11 protein-coding genes, 1 tRNA gene and 1 pseudogene are annotated in these 14,760 nt (G+C 64.6%); 7 read left to right on the top strand and 6 right to left on the bottom strand.

Annotation, left to right across the window (positions count from 1 at the left end; all coding sequences use genetic code 11):
• Positions 1-15: 15 nt before the first annotated feature.
• Positions 16-93: a 50S ribosomal protein bL37 gene (locus ACFFN1_RS12465; protein ID WP_375544706.1), complete on the bottom strand. Its 78-nt coding sequence runs from the start codon at positions 91-93 to the stop codon at positions 16-18.
• Positions 94-482: 389 nt separating this feature from the next.
• On the opposite strand from ACFFN1_RS12465, the gene ACFFN1_RS12460 reads away from it, so the two are divergent.
• Together ACFFN1_RS12460 and ACFFN1_RS12455 are read left to right on the top strand one after the other, a co-directional pair.
• Positions 483-1,865, top strand: coding sequence for an NAD-dependent succinate-semialdehyde dehydrogenase (locus tag ACFFN1_RS12460; protein ID WP_376841105.1), 1,383 nt, complete (start codon positions 483-485; stop codon positions 1,863-1,865).
• Positions 1,866-2,121: 256 nt separating this feature from the next.
• Positions 2,122-2,361, top strand: a complete 240-nt coding sequence (locus tag ACFFN1_RS12455; protein ID WP_376841104.1) for a hypothetical protein — start codon at positions 2,122-2,124, stop codon at positions 2,359-2,361.
• 20 nt (positions 2,362-2,381) lie between these two features.
• On the opposite strand, the gene ACFFN1_RS12450 is transcribed toward ACFFN1_RS12455, so the two are convergent.
• From ACFFN1_RS12450 to ACFFN1_RS12440, 3 genes are all read right to left on the bottom strand, one after another.
• Positions 2,382-3,149: a nuclear transport factor 2 family protein gene (locus ACFFN1_RS12450; protein WP_376841103.1), complete on the bottom strand. Its 768-nt coding sequence runs from the start codon at positions 3,147-3,149 to the stop codon at positions 2,382-2,384.
• Between the two features lie 97 nt (positions 3,150-3,246).
• Positions 3,247-3,861, bottom strand: a complete 615-nt coding sequence (locus ACFFN1_RS12445; protein WP_376841102.1) for a GDSL-type esterase/lipase family protein — start codon at positions 3,859-3,861, stop codon at positions 3,247-3,249.
• Between the two features lie 3 nt (positions 3,862-3,864).
• Complete coding sequence (locus ACFFN1_RS12440; protein WP_376841101.1) at positions 3,865-7,620, bottom strand: multifunctional oxoglutarate decarboxylase/oxoglutarate dehydrogenase thiamine pyrophosphate-binding subunit/dihydrolipoyllysine-residue succinyltransferase subunit; 3,756 nt, start codon at positions 7,618-7,620, stop codon at positions 3,865-3,867.
• 88 nt (positions 7,621-7,708) lie between these two features.
• Between ACFFN1_RS12440 and guaB1 the strand changes: the two genes are divergently transcribed.
• The 5 genes from guaB1 (at position 7,709) to ACFFN1_RS12415 (ending at position 13,292) form a co-directional block, all read left to right on the top strand.
• A complete protein-coding gene (gene guaB1 / locus ACFFN1_RS12435) occupies positions 7,709-9,163 on the top strand; it encodes a GMP reductase (RefSeq protein WP_376841099.1) in 1,455 nt (484 codons plus the stop codon).
• A 230-nt stretch (positions 9,164-9,393) separates the two neighbouring features.
• Complete coding sequence (locus ACFFN1_RS12430; RefSeq protein ID WP_376841098.1) at positions 9,394-10,749, top strand: hemolysin family protein; 1,356 nt, start codon at positions 9,394-9,396, stop codon at positions 10,747-10,749.
• The gene (locus tag ACFFN1_RS12425; RefSeq protein ID WP_376841097.1) at positions 10,746-11,807 is read left to right on the top strand and encodes a hemolysin family protein; all 1,062 of its coding nucleotides are present in this window, start codon (positions 10,746-10,748) and stop codon (positions 11,805-11,807) included. Before ACFFN1_RS12430 ends, ACFFN1_RS12425 begins: the two co-directional genes overlap by 4 nt.
• Before the next feature lie 371 nt (positions 11,808-12,178).
• Positions 12,179-13,102, top strand: a complete 924-nt coding sequence (locus ACFFN1_RS12420) for a M15 family metallopeptidase (protein ID WP_376841096.1) — start codon at positions 12,179-12,181, stop codon at positions 13,100-13,102.
• A 114-nt stretch (positions 13,103-13,216) separates the two neighbouring features.
• A tRNA-Arg gene (locus ACFFN1_RS12415) sits at positions 13,217-13,292 on the top strand.
• A gap of 60 nt (positions 13,293-13,352) precedes the next feature.
• Here the strand turns inward: ACFFN1_RS12415 and ACFFN1_RS12410 are convergent.
• Together ACFFN1_RS12410 and ACFFN1_RS12405 are read right to left on the bottom strand one after the other, a co-directional pair.
• Positions 13,353-14,459: a tyrosine-type recombinase/integrase gene (locus ACFFN1_RS12410; protein ID WP_376841095.1), complete on the bottom strand. Its 1,107-nt coding sequence runs from the start codon at positions 14,457-14,459 to the stop codon at positions 13,353-13,355.
• A pseudogene (locus ACFFN1_RS12405) lies at positions 14,459-14,632 on the bottom strand (helix-turn-helix transcriptional regulator); the annotation flags it as partial. The gene ACFFN1_RS12410 and the pseudogene ACFFN1_RS12405, both read right to left, overlap by 1 nt.
• Between the last annotated feature and the right edge of the window lie 128 nt (positions 14,633-14,760).

Below are 14,760 nucleotides of genomic sequence, written 5' to 3'. Positions count from 1 at the left end.
CAATGTCTGAATAGATCAGGTGTTGGGACGCTTGCCGTGGTTGGCCCCACGCTTCTTGCGATCCTTACGCTTGCGAGCGCGCTTGCTTGCCATCTCGGTTCACTCCTTCTTTTGAATCCAGTCTATTTTTCCACACCCGTGCCAGCGGGGCAAAACAGTCCAGGCTGCAGGATGGGGTGTGTGGGGCCTTGCTAGGCGGGTTGGCAGGCCGGTCCTCGCACGGATTGGTGGCTATTTGAGTTGCCCTCTGTCCTGCGATGTGGACAGGAAGCTTCTACTCGATTCGTCGCGTGGAGTTTCGCAAAGTGCATAGAGCTCTGAGGGTTTCATTGGGATACAAGTCGAGGGGCGCCTTACTGGTTCCGCCGTGGGTCGGCCAGGACCAGTCAGCAGAGATCGTGAATGCCCTGAGAAGTCTAGAAGTGCCGACACGGCGAGACTAGGCTGAAAGCACCACACCATCTCAAACCTAGGAGGGCGCGATGAGTGACAGCTACCGTGTACAGAACCCCGCTACTGGTGACATTCTTGAGGATTTCGGCACTGCGACAGACGAACAGATTGAGGATGCGCTGTCGGCAGCACAGAGTTCCTATAGTGATTGGGCTGGGCGGCCCATGAGCGAGCGAGCAGCGATTGTTTCGAAGGTCGCTGCGCTCTTCGAGGAGAGGAAAGATGAGCTTGCAGACATCATCGGTACCGAGATGGGCAAGCGTAAGGCCGAAGGGATAGAAGAAGCCGAGTTCTGCTCAGCGATCTTTGCTTACTACGCAGACAACGGAGAGAAGCTCACTAAGGACCTTGACCTTGAAGTCGACGGTGCCAAGGCGGTGCTTGAACGCCGTCCTATCGGTGCCATTCTCGGCATCATGCCCTGGAACTTCCCTTACTACCAGGTGGCAAGGTTCGCTGCGCCGAACCTTGTGCTCGGTAACACCATCCTCCTGAAGCATGCTGAGATCTGTCCTAAGTCGGCTGGAGCGATCCAGTCGATCATGGATGAAGCTGGCGTGCCGAAGGGCGTCTACCAGACCATCTACGCGACTCACGATCAGATCTCGACCGTCATCGCTGATCCGCGAGTGGCTGGCGTATCCCTGACCGGATCGGAGCGAGCCGGAGCAATCATTGCTCAGCAGGCTGGCAAGGCGCTGAAGAAGGCAGTGCTCGAACTCGGTGGTTCCGATCCGTACATCATCCTCGATACGGACGATGTCAAGTCCGCAGCTGCAAATGCGTGGGCGACACGCATGTACAACACTGGCCAAGCTTGCGACTCGAACAAGCGACTCATCGTGATGGAGGATGTGTACGACGAGTTCGTGGCAGAGCTCGAGTCACTCGCTTCCAAGATGAAGCCCGGTGATTACGACACCGAGGATGAAACGATCTATCAGCCGTTGTCCTCCCGCAGCGCTGCAGAGCGGCTCGCCGATCAGCTTGACCGCGTCAAGAAGGCTGGTGCCAAGATTCGCGTTGGTGGAGAGCTAGCCGATGAAGGCGCGTATATCAGCCCGGCCGTAGTTACCGATATCCCGCGCGGTTCCGATGTCTACTATGAAGAGCTCTTCGGGCCGGTTGCTGTTGTCTACAAGGTGTCCAGCGATGAAGAGGCGATTGAGCTTGCGAACGATTCGCAGTTTGGCCTTGGCGGCTCCGTGTTCTCCAAGGATCGCGAGCGGGCTGAGAAAGTCGGATCCCAGCTGGAGGTCGGAATGTCAAAGGTGAACACTCACGCTGCTGAGGGTGAGGGGATTCCGTTTGGCGGCGTGAAACGCTCCGGTTATGGACGAGAGTTAGGCCCAGTGGGTATGGACGAGTTCGTTAACAAGCGTCTGTACTGGGTTGGAGACGAGGGAGCGTAAACCTAGCAACTCGCGAGGCAACTCCTGGCGAGCAGCGAATCGGCCCCTGACAGAGAGCTTCTGTCAGGGGCCGTCTATGTGACCAAGAACAAATCAGACCTGACTTCCACAATTTTTGGGGTTTTCTTCGTTTCTGGAACTGTTTGCGCTGGTCAGCGTGTTGTGCGGTTCGCTCTTGGGTAACTACATGGGTGTCTGGAATGGGGTTATGAGCCCGTCTGTCCGTCGTGTTCCTGGAAGACCGGGAGTCACGCTTGTGCAGATTGTGGACAAGTCTGGCGGGCAGTACAAGATCGTTAAGCATAGTGGTTTGGCTCGAACTGAAGCGGAACTGGCTGTGATGATGGACGAAGCGCGGGAGTTCCTCAATCCCGGCCAAGGTGTTTCGGACTTCGGTGCTGTCGACTCCGCAGCGGTCGGCCATACCGTCGCTGCCGCCGACCCAGTCAGCGAAGACGTCGCTCACATCCGCGTCGCAATCACACCGCCAGGGTAACTACAGTTGTGGAAGTCAGGTCAGAACACGCCGTGGTCGTGAACCGCGTCTTCGTCGGCGGGAACTTCGGAGATCGCATCCCATAGTTCGGCGATAGCTCCATCCTCGACACGCCAGAGCTCACAATACGAATGCCGAGCTCCAGCAATGCTGCCTTCAGAGTGAGTCAGAACGAAATCGCCTTGTGCTACAGTCCGGTGGATTCGGTCGTAGACCAGCCCTTCACCGGAGTCTCGTAGCTTCTCCAGAAAATCGATGACAGCGGGGATGCCGTCTCCGATGTCTGGACTGTGCTGTGTGAACTTACCGTCACGGCTGTACTCTTCGAAGCCCTGGTAGTCTCCGCCGATGAGCGTCTTCTTGAAGAACTCCGTGACCAGCGCGCGGTTGGCTTCGGTGTCTGCGTTCGAGTCGACATCGGTTGGCCCGTCCAACTGGGTATGCCCGGACTCGTTCGGGGGCGCGGCCGGTACGAGATTGTCCCAGTGCTCTGCGAGCTTGCCGTTCTCGACTCGGTAGATGTCGAAACCGACGAGGTCGTGCTCGTCCAGGCCTTCGAACTTCCCGTGCAGAGCGACCAAGTCCCCGTCTTCGATGACACGAACGTTCGTGTATTTCAGCCCGTCTCCCGCTTCGTCAACGAGCGCCTTCAGACCGCTCCGGTCTCCGGCGACCAACGGCGAGTGTTCGATGAAACCGTCGGCGAAGTGGGATTCGAGCACGGACGTGTCGTGCTCGTGGAAGAGCTTGGTATGGATTTCCAGTACGAGGCTTCCGATATCTGACATGTCAGCGTCTCCTCTGCTGCTCCAAATGCATGGCATTCGCCTGCTCCTTGCAGTCTAAGCGGCAGAGTCACACTTCGATAGGGTCAACCGCTGCTCCTCAGCGGCCGGCGAGGACGTCGGGCACGCCGAGCCAGTCGAACCAGCCGCGGTGGATGATGAGCCAGGCCAGCAGTCCGTAGCCCTCCTGGCTCGGCAGGCCGGTCGAGGATGAGGCGATCTCCCGCTGCCACACGGCGTGGCCGCGCAGGGGAGTGAAGGTGTCGACGTACGGCACACCTCGGCGGTGGGCGACATCCGCGAAACCGGCATTGAGCTCGGCGATCGAGCGGTTCGCCAGCTCGCCGATCGCCGGCGGCGGGCCGATGACGAAGGTCGAGACCTCAGCGGCCAGCGCCGCATCGAGGATGTTCGCCAGGTTCAGCCGCGAGCGGGCGGTCGAGAGGCCGGCCTCGATATCGGCGATGCCCGGCGCGATGACGAGCCGGTTGTCCGTCTCCGAGGAGAACCGCCGCATCGCTTCGCTGATGCACCGTTCGTGCAGATCAGCCGAGGTCTCATCAGGTGCCGCAAGAGTGTAGAAGCGGGCGCTCGGCAGGGCAGGGTGCGTGCGCACGGCAACACGGCCGACCCATCCGAGACCGCGCCCATCGCCGTGGCCGGCAGCGAGTTCGCTGCCGGCCACAACGATAGCGGTGGACTTCGGTGAACTCACGCTTCAGCGCTTGAAGACGCGTTCGATGAGCTCCGCCTGCTCAGCATCGTGGATGAGCTTGAGGCCGGTGGCCGGGGAGGCCGAGGCGGCGCGGGCGACGACGCGGATGTCGCGTCCGAGCTCCGGCACCAGGTTGACGGCCATGAACGGCCAGGCACCCTGGTTCTCCGGCTCCTCCTGCGCCCAGACGAGCTCGGCATCGCCGTACTGGCCGAGCACCCCGGCGATCGCATCGGCGTCGAGCGGGTAGAGCTGCTCGACGCGCACGATCGCGGTGGTCTCATCGCCGGCCTTCGCACGCTTGGCGACGAGATCCCAGTACAGCTTGCCGGAGACGAGGACGACACGGTCGACCTTCTTCGCATCCACCGAGGTATCGGCGATGACCGGCTCGAACCGGCCGGAGGTGAAGTCCTCGACCTCGGTCGCAGCGGCCTTGAGACGCAACATCGACTTTGGGGTGAAGACGACGAGCGGACGCTTGTTCGCCGAGTGCGCGTGGCGGCGCAGCAGGTGGAAGTACGAGGCGCCGTTCGAGGGCATCGCGACCGTCATGTTGTTCTCTGCGCACAGCTGCAGGTAGCGCTCGATGCGGGCAGAGGAGTGGTCCGGTCCCTGGCCCTCGAAGCCGTGGGGAAGCAGCAGCACGATGCCGCCGGTCTGCGCCCACTTCTGCTCCGAGGAGGAGATGTACTCGTCGATGACCGACTGTGCGCCCTGCGCGAAGTCGCCGAACTGCGCCTCCCAGCACACGAGGGCGTCCTTGCGCTCAACGGAGTAGCCGTACTCGAAGCCCATCGCCGCGTACTCGCTCAGCAGTGAGTCGTAGACCCAGAACTTCGCCTGGTCGTCGCTGAGGTTCGACAGCGGCGTCCACTCATTGCTGTTGAGGTGGTCGATGATGACGGAGTGGCGCTGGGTGAAGGTGCCGCGGCGGGAGTCCTGGCCGGCCAGTCGCACCGGCACACCCTCCATGAGCAGCGAACCGAAGGCCAGCAGCTCGGCGAAGCCCCAGTCGATGCCGCCCGAGCGCGACATCTCCAGCCGCTTTTCCAGCAGGCTCTTGAGCTTCTTGTGCACATCGAAGTTCGCCGGCACCTCGACATGGGCGGCGCCGATGCGCTCGATGACATAAGCCGAGACCGCGGTCTCCACGCCGTTGTCGGTCTCCAGATCGTCAGGGCGGCGGTCCTTGGTGAAGGTGGTGTCCTTCTCCGAGCTGTCCTTCTCCGCATCCTTGGTCTCAGCGAAGGCGGTCTCGAGCTTGGACTGGTAGTCCTTGAGGGCTTCCTTCGCCTCGTCCTCGGTGATGCAGCCGCGGCCGACGAGCGATTCGGTGTAGAGCTTGCGCACCGAACCCTTCTTCTCGATGAGCGAGTACATCACCGGCTGGGTCATCGACGGATCGTCGCCCTCGTTGTGGCCGCGGCGGCGGTAGCACACGAGGTCGATGACGACATCGCGGTTGAACTCCTGGCGGTAGGCGAAGGCCAGCTGCGCGGCCCGGTAGACGGCCTCCGGGTCATCGCCGTTGACGTGCAGCACCGGAGCGCTGATCGTCTTGGCGACGTCGGTGCAGTAGTACGAGGAGCGGGCCGAGGCCGGCGGCGTGGTGAAGCCGACCTGGTTGTTGATGACGACGTGGATGGTGCCGCCGGTGCGGTAGCCGCGCAGCTCCGACAGGTGCAGGGTCTCAGCAACCACACCCTGTCCGGCGAACGCCGCATCGCCGTGGACGAGGACCGGCAGCACGGTGAAGCCGCCCTCGCCCTGGTCGATGACGTCCTGCTTGGCGCGGGTGATGCCTTCGAGCACCGGGTTGACGGTCTCCAGGTGGCTCGGGTTGGCAGCGACCTGGACCTTCGTCGAGTTGCCCGACGGCGAGGTGAAGGAGCCTTCGGCGCCGAGGTGGTACTTGACGTCGCCGGAGCCCTGGAAGCTGTCCGGTGCCATCGTGCCGTCGAACTCGCGGAAGATCTGCGTGTAGCTCTTGCCGGCGATGTTGGCGAGCACGTTCAGGCGGCCGCGGTGGGCCATGCCGATGGTGACCTCGTCCATCCCGACATCGGCTGCCTGGTTGAGCACCTCGTCGAGCAGCACGATCGCCGATTCGCCACCTTCGAGCGAGAAGCGCTTCTGGCCGATGTACTTCGTCTGCAGGAAGGTCTCGAAGGCCTCAGCCGCATTCAGACGGCCGAGGATGTGACCCTGCTCGGCGCGGGTGAGCTCCTTGTGCGGAACCTCCAGGCGCTCCTGGAACCAGCGGCGCTGGGCCGGATCGGAGATGTACATGTACTCGATGCCGGTGGTGCGGCAGTACGAGTCGCGCAGCAGCCCGAGGATGTCGCGCAACGGCATGATCGGCTTGCCGCCGAAGCCGCCGGTCGGGAACGAGCGCTCCAGATCCCACAGCGTCAGGCCGTGCTGGTTGATGTCGAGGTCCGGGTGGGAGCGCTGGCGGTAGACGAGCGGGTCCGTATTGGCCATGAGGTGGCCGCGGTTGCGGTAGGCATCGATGAGCTCGATGACGCGGGCGGTCTTGTTGACATCGTCCTGATCGCCGGTGTCGACATCGGGCACCCAGCGCACCGGCTCGTACGGCAGGCGCAGCGAGGCGAAGACGTCATCGTAGAATCCGTCCTTGCCCAGCAGGTACTCGTGGACATCGCGGAGGAACTCACCGGAGCCGGCGCCCTGGATGACGCGGTGGTCGTAGGTCGAAGTCAGGGTCACGATCTTCGAGATCGCCAGGCGGTTGATGGTCTCCTGGCTGGCGCCCTGGTACTCGGCCGGGTAGGTGAGCGCACCGACGCCGATGATGCAGCCCTGGTTCTTCGTCAGCCGCGGCACCGAGTGCACGGTGCCGATGCCGCCGGGGTTCGTGAGCGAGACGGTGGTGCCGGCGAAGTCGTCAGCGGTGAGCTTGCCGTCGCGGGCGCGCTCGACGAGGCTGTCGTAGGCGTCGACGAACTCCTTGAACGTCAGGGTCTCGGCCTTCTTGACATTGGGCACGAGCAGCGAGCGGGTACCGTCCTTCTTCGGCACGTCGATAGCGAGGCCGAAGTTGACGTGGCCGGGCTTGACCATCACCGGCTTGCCGTCCTGGACGTCGTAGTAGACGTTCTGCATCGGATTGGCCTTGAGGGCGCGGATGACGGCGTAGCCGATGAGGTGGGTGAAGGACACCTTGCCGCCGCGGGTGCGCTTGAGGTGGGAGTTGATGACGATGCGGTTGTCGATGAGCGCCTTGGCCGGCAGGGAGCGCACCGAGGTGGCGGTCGGGATCTCCAGCGACTCGTCCATGTTCTGGGCGATGAGCTTGGCCGGTCCGCGCAGCTTGACGATCTCGTTCTCGCTGGTCTCGTTCGCAGCGGGCTTCGCCGCCGAGGTGGTCGAGCGTTTGCGGGCGGCGGCCGCGGACTTCGACTCGGCCTTCTGCGTCTCCGACTCCGTCACTGAGGGGGCCACACGCTTCTGGTCGGTGGAAGCGGACTTCGCCTTCGCCTCGGGCGCGGCGGTCTGCGTGTCGTTCTGCTTCTCAGCTGACTGCTTCGCAGCCGGCTTCTTCGCACCTGCAGCCGCCTTGCTGCTCGCAGCGGGGGCGGCCTGGCCGTTGCTGTTCTCGAACTTCTCGAAGAACGGCCACCATGACTTGTCCACCGAGTTCTTGTCCGCCTGGTACTGCTCGTACAGCTCTTCGACGAGCCATTCATTCGACCCGAAGTCTTCGACGCTGCAGGTGCTGGTCTGTTCCGACACGGCGGGAATCGCCTTCTTCCTCATCTGGATACTAGACGGTTTGCCACAATATTAGCGCTTCACCGGGTCTGGCAGGGAGACTAGGGCTATGCGTTTTCTCACTGACAAGCCAGCTCATGACCTGACCTACTCCGATGTGTTCCTCGTTCCCCGTCGTTCGGCGGTTGCATCGCGCTTCGAAGTCGACCTGTCGACCGCTGACGGCACCGGAACCACGATCCCTCTGGTGGCGAGCAATATGACCGCTGTCTCCGGCCGTCGGATGGCCGAGACGATCGCCCGCCGCGGCGGCATGGCGGTGCTGCCGCAGGACACGCCGCTGCCGATCGCCGCCCGCACGATCGACTGGATCAAGGACCGCCACACCGTCTATGAGACCCCGGTGCGGGTCTCCGTCGACGACACGGTGCTGTCGGCGATGCACCTGCTGCCCAAGCGCGCCCACGGCCACGCTGTCGTCGTCGACGATGAGGACCGGGTGCTCGGCACCGTCTCGCAGGCCTCGCTCACCGGGGTCGACCAGTTCAGCCCCGTGCACCGGGTGATGGAGCCGGTCGAGGAGCCGGTCGCGGCCTCCCGCCTCGACGATCCCAGCCGCGAGGTGCTCGCCGGCGTCTACGAGGAGCTCGTCTCCCAGCGCCGGGACTTCGTGCCGGTCGTCGACGGGGAGAACCTCGTCGGCGCGCTGACCGCCCAGTCGATCCTGCGCTGCTCCATCTACTCACCGGCCCTCGACGACCAGGGTCGCCTGCGGGTCGCCGCCGCCGTCGGCGTCAACGGCGATGTCGCCTCCCGTGCGCAGGCGCTCGTGAGCGCCGGGGTCGATGTGCTCGTCGTCGACACCGCCCACGGCCACCAGGACAAGATGCTCGATGTGCTCGCCGCCATCAGCGGCCTCGACCTCGGTGTGCCGATCGTCGCCGGCAACACTGTGACGGCTGAGGGCACCCGCGATCTCGTCGAAGCCGGTGCGACGATCGTCAAGGTCGGTGTGGGCCCGGGCGCGATGTGCACGACCCGGATGATGACAGCCGTCGGCCGTCCGCAGTTCTCCGCCGTGGCCGAATGTGCTGCCGCCGCCCGCGAGCTCGGCGCCCATGTGTGGGCCGACGGCGGCGTCAAGCATCCGCGCGATGTCGCCCTCGCACTCGTCGCCGGCGCCTCCCAGGTGATGATCGGCTCGTGGTTCGCCGGCACGCTCGAAAGCCCCGGCGATCTGCTCACCGACCCGGACGGTCGGCAGTACAAGGAGAGCTTCGGCATGGCCTCAGCCCGCGCGGTGGCCGCACGCACGCAGAGCGACTCGCCGTTCGACCGCGCCCGCAAGGGCCTGTTCGAAGAGGGCATCTCCTCCGGCAAGATGTACGTCGACCCGGCCCGCCCCGGCGTCGAGGATCTGCTCGATGAGATCACCTCCGGTGTGCGCTCTTCGTGCACCTATGCCGGCGCACGCAATCTCGCGGAGTTCGCCGAGCGCGCCCAGGTCGGCGTGCAGTCGGCGGCCGGCTATCAGGAGGGCATGCCGGTCCACCATTCGTGGTGACCTCTCTCCGCACCCGAGGCGGGGGTCGCCGCGCGTGGCGACCACCGCCTCGGGCGCGGTAAACTGCGTCCCATGGCCAGTGACAGTCCCGGCCGGCGTGAAGCCGGCAGCCCCAGCAACCTCCGAAGATCGAGCCTCGGCGCTCCCGCCCGTGCGGCCCAGCCGATGCAGTCCTCCTCCTGGCGCCTGAGCGCCGCTCACGGTCACCCAGCGGCAGGGGACAGTCGCTGATGGAATGGATCCTCCTCGTCCTCGCCCTGCTCCTCATTCTGGGCACCGGCGTGTTCGTCGCCGCCGAATTCGCACTCCTCACCCTTGACAAGCACACGGTCGACGAGGCCGTCGCGCGCGGAGACCGCGGCGCGAAGTATCTGCGTAAGGGCATCACCCATCTGTCGACGCAGCTGTCAGCCGCCCAGGTCGGCATCACCATCACGACGCTGCTCACCGGCTACCTCATGGAGCCCTCCCTCGGCGCGCTGCTGCGGGCGCCGCTGCAGTCGCTCGGCCTGCCGGCAAGCGCTGCCGGCAGCGTGTCGCTCACGGTCGCGCTCGTGGTCTCCACCCTGCTGTCGATGGTGATCGGCGAGCTGGTGCCCAAGAACATGGCGATCTCCTCACCGCTGAAGACCGGCAAAGCCTTCGTGCCGCTGCAGTACTTCTTCTCGATCGCCTTCCGGCCCATCATCGCCGTGCTCAACGGCACTGCGAACAAGGCGCTGCTCGCCATGGGCATCGAACCGCAGGAGGAGGGCTCGGCCGGGCGCTCCGCCGATGAGCTGACCGCGCTCGTGCGCCACTCAGCCCAGGAGGGCACGATGAATGAGCAGACCGCTGATCTGCTCACCCGCACCCTGAGCTTCTCCGAACGCACCGCCGAAGACGTCATGACCCCGCGCACCCGGATGGTCACCGTCAAGCGCGAGACGACGGCCGCTGAGATCGTCGAGCTCGCCCGCTCGACCGGCTTCTCGCGCTTCCCGGTCACCGGTGAGTCCCGCGATGAGATCGAAGGCGTCGTCCACATCAAACAGGCCGTGGCGGTGCCGCTGGCGAACCGGCATGACGCCTATGCCGCTGGCCTCATGACCGAGGTCGCCGAGTTCCCCGAGACCCTGGCGCTCGACCCGCTGCTCATGGAGCTGCGCTCGCGCGGCACCCAGATGGCGGTCGTCGTCGACGAATACGGCGGCACCGCCGGTGTCGTGACCCTTGAGGACGTCGTCGAAGAGCTCGTCGGCGAAGTCGTCGACGAACACGACCGGCTCTCGGTCACGGTCCGGCCGGCCCGCGACGGCTCCTGGATCATCCCCGGCCGCCTGCGCCCCGATGAGGTCGCTGCCATCATCGGCATCTCGATCCCCGAAGACCCCGACTACGAGACGATCGCCGGATTCGTCCTCATGGAGCTCGGCCGGATCCCCGATGTCGGCGATACAGTGCGCATCGACGACGCCACCCTCACCGTTGAGCGCCTGCACGGCCGGCGCATTGAGCGCCTGCGGCTGCGCCCGGACTACACCACCGTCGACTGGGGCGAGAACTCCAGCACGGCTGCCGAGACGCACACCGGAGGGCCGTCATGAGTGACTGGTTCGGACTCATCTGGCTCGTCCTGCTGCTCTTGGGCAATGCCTTCTTCGTCGCGGCCGAGTTCGGCATCGTCTCAGCGAAGCGCTCGCAGATCGAGCCCAAAGCCGAAGAGGGGTCGAAGGCCGCGCAGACAACGCTGTTCGCCATGGAGCACGTCTCGCTCATGCTCGCGATCTGCCAGCTGGGCATCACCGTGTGCTCGCTGCTGCTGGGCAATGTCGCAGAACCGGCGATCCACCATCTGCTCGTCGGTCCGATGAGCTTCCTGGGAGTGCCCGAGGCGCTCTCGGGAGTCATCGCCTTCATCATCGCGCTGTCGGTGGTCACCTATCTGCACGTGGTGGTCGGGGAGATGATCCCCAAGAACATCGCGCTCGCCGTCTCCCAGCAGGCTGCGATGCTGCTGGCGCCGCCGCTCGTCGTGCTCGCGCGGATCTTCGGGTTCGTCATCCGGCCGATGAATGCCTTCGCCAACCGGACCCTCAAGCTCATCGGCATCGATCCGCGTGACGATGTCAATGCCGCCTACACGATCGAGGAAGTGCAGTCGATCGTCGCCGAGTCCCAGCGCGAAGGCCTGCTGAGCGATGACACCGGGCTGCTCAAGGGCGCACTCGAGTTCTCCGACAAGACGATCCGCGATGTCATGGTGCCGATGGACCGCGTCGTGACGGTGGCAGAGGACGTCACCCCAGCCACCATCGAGCATCTCGTCGCCCGCACCGGGTTCTCCCGCTACATCATCCTCGACTCCGACCGGGAGCCCAGCGGCTACGTCCACGTCAAGGACGTGCTGTACGCAGACACCGAGGACGACTACACCTGCGAGATCCCCGACAAGCGGTTCCGCTCGCTTGTGACGCTGCGGGCCGCCGATGAGATCGAGGACTCACTCGACTCAATGCAGCAGGCGGGCCATCACGTCGGTCGCGTGCTCGATGACGATCACCGCACCGTCGGCATCCTGTTCCTCGAAGACGTCATCGAGGAGCTCGTCGGCGAAGTCCACGACGTCATGCAGCGCACACCTCGGGCGCGCCGCGCAGACTGAGGGATCCTGGCCGCCGCCGGCCGCAAACGCGGTCACAGATCCCTGCCGACGCACAGCTAGACAACAGTTCTGTTACATGTAACAGCTCTGTGGCACACTGCATCGTAAGATTTTCTGCGTATCTGTACGGGATATACACGTGCATATGAGGGTCGCAGGTGTGTGGAGCATTGGCATATGCATATCTCCATGACGCGCGGAATGGCGCCGAAATGACAAGCCGTGACTTTGTCGTTATAGTGCTGTGACATGTGGCCAGGCGCCGTGACAATCGGCTCGGACCACCCGGTGCGACCAGCACCATGACCGACCTTGGACCAGACGCAGTTGGGAGATGAGTAGTGGCACACGAGCCGACTTCTTCGGTCGCCATGACTCGCCGCGAACGCCGGGAGCTGGAGAACGCGAACCGCACACAACGCTCCGCATTCCGCATCCCGGGAACCCGCCGGAAGCGCAGTGCCGACGCAGGCACCGCATTCGCCCCCGCAGCTTCGCGTACCCGCAAGGTCGGCGCCAACGCCGCCGCCTTCCGCGGCTCCGATGGATCGCTCGTCCGCTCGCTCAAGCGCCGCCGCCTCGCAACCGTCTCTGCCATGGCCTCCGTGTCGGTGGCCGGCAGCGCCGTCGCCGCCATGCTCCTCATCGGCAACACCTCCGCACCGCAGCAGGTTGCCGCCGGCAGCGCCGTCGACACTTTCGGCACCAGCGTCGTCGGCGCTGAGGCCGTTTCGACCAACATTGAGTCCGGTGACAGCGAATCCGGTGCCCAGAACTACGCTGGCGGTGCGCCGAGCGCTACGAAGGACCGCGACGCAGAGGCGGCCTCCCGCTCTGTCACCCGTACCGTGCTGCCCGGCTGCTCGGGCGAAGCACCCCCCGGCAGCTACAGCAACGGCCAGGTGCCCGACGGCTACCTGTGCGACGTCGGTGTGGGCAAGCACAAGCTGCGCGCCGATGCCGCTGTCGCCTTCGCCGAGATGAACGCCGCGTTCAAGGCCGAGACCGGCAAGGACATGGCGATCACCGACTCCTACCGGACCCTGGAATCCCAGGTGTCGGTCGCCGGCCGCAAGCCCGGCCTCGCCGCCCGCCCCGGCACCTCGATGCACGGGTGGGGCGTCGCCCTCGACTTCGGCGGCGGCGCCGCCAGCGCCTCGGGCGAGCAGTACAACTGGCTCGTCAAGCACGGCGCGGAGTACGGCTGGGAGAACCCGGATTGGGCCAAGAGATCGAAGTACGAGCCGTGGCATTGGGAGTACGTCCCGGCGCGCGACAAGATCAAGGGTCAGTGACCCACTGGCACGATGCCGTTGCGCTGACAGACAGCGCCGCGGCATCGTGGCTCGGCTCACCAGCGGCCGGTGCGCGTGACAGCCCACAGGAGTGCTAGTATTGTCTAGTTGCCAGCCCGCGTAGCTCAGCGGATAGAGCGTCTGCCTCCGGAGCAGAAGGTCGTAGGTTCGAATCCTGTCGCGGGCACCACCGAGACCCCCTGGGTGACCAGGGGGTTTCTCATGTCTCCACGGCACACGATCATGGTTGTCAGTGCTTGTTGGGCATACTTTGGACATGCCAGGTGTCGAGAGCCTGGTTCAACGCGTTCCCCAGCTCATCGACCTCGTCGTCGTACAGGTGCCCGTATCGGTCGATAGTCGTAGCGATCTCCCGATGACCCAGCACCCGTTGGAGCACGTACACGTCTGCCCCCGCACGCCGAACGAGGCTCGCATACGTGTGACGCAGGTCATGCAATCGCACCCGGCCCAAGTTCAGGCTGTCTAGGGCGCGGTTCCACCCCGCGTCACGCCGCCAGTTATTCGGGTTCCAACGGCTCCCACTACGCGCCCCCAACACAATCGGCGCATACGGGTGCTGGTGCTCCTCGGGCCGCTCAGCGATACGACGCTCGATGATCGACCGAGCTGCACCGATCACCGGCACCTCCCGTTCACCGGCCTTCGTCTTCGGCCTGCCGACCACTGCGCCACCCTTCGGCCACGACACCGCCCGCGCCACCTTGATCCGGCCCCGATGAGGGTTATAGTCGCGGACCTCAAGACCCGCCAGCTCTCCCACGCGCAACCCCGTATACGCCAGAAGGCGAACGATCTCGCCATGATGCCCGCCGATCTCATCCGCCACCGCTTCCACCTCATCGATGCTCAACGCACGCTGACGAGTCTCGGGAGGCCGAGGAGACGCCATATTCGCCGTAGACGGCAGCACCTCCCACCCAAGGCCCTGCACATGCCGCAGAGCGCCCTTCACTGCGTTCACCGACTGTCGCGCCACATGCGGACTAAACTCCGAGACAGCCTCACGAACCGCCTCCGGAGTAGCCCTGTCCACACGAACCGCCGCAATCGAAGACAGCCGCCCCGCAGCAGACGCATTGACCACCCGCGTCTTCTCCGTCCAGCGCTCCTCATTGACCGCAAGCCACAGATCCAGCGCCTCACCCACAGTGATCCTGTCGCCAGCACCACGAGGGCGTTCCGCTGCGCCGACAGACTCCACGCCCGTCCGGTACTTCCGGGCCTCCCGCTGAGTCTTGAACGAGCGCGTCTTCAGACGACCCGAGCCGTCGTACCACCTCACACGCCACGAGATGTTGCCCGACGGCAGCTCACGTCTCTCAATCGAAGCCATCACAGGCCCCGCTTCTCATCGATCCAGGCCACCACATCCGCCTTCGCCCACACACGCTTACGGGGCGACAGCTGAATATGCGGAGGACCGAACGCTGCACGCCCACGATCCGCGTCAGCAGCCCAATTCGCCAGCGTCGACTTCGGCACCCGAGTAATCTCCGAGACCTCCTCGACCGTGAGGAGTTCCGGTACGTCGACCTGAGTTGCACAGGTTTAGTTACCCTTGCGCTGGTTCGGTCGGTGGTGTCTGAGGGCGTCGAGGATTGTGGTGGTCTCGGCTGGGATTTCTGGGGTGAAGG

The sequence above is a fragment of the Brevibacterium otitidis genome (genome assembly GCF_042429315.1).
Taxonomy (GTDB): domain Bacteria; phylum Actinomycetota; class Actinomycetes; order Actinomycetales; family Brevibacteriaceae; genus Brevibacterium; species Brevibacterium otitidis.
This window is presented reverse-complemented; position numbering and strand designations above follow the sequence as displayed.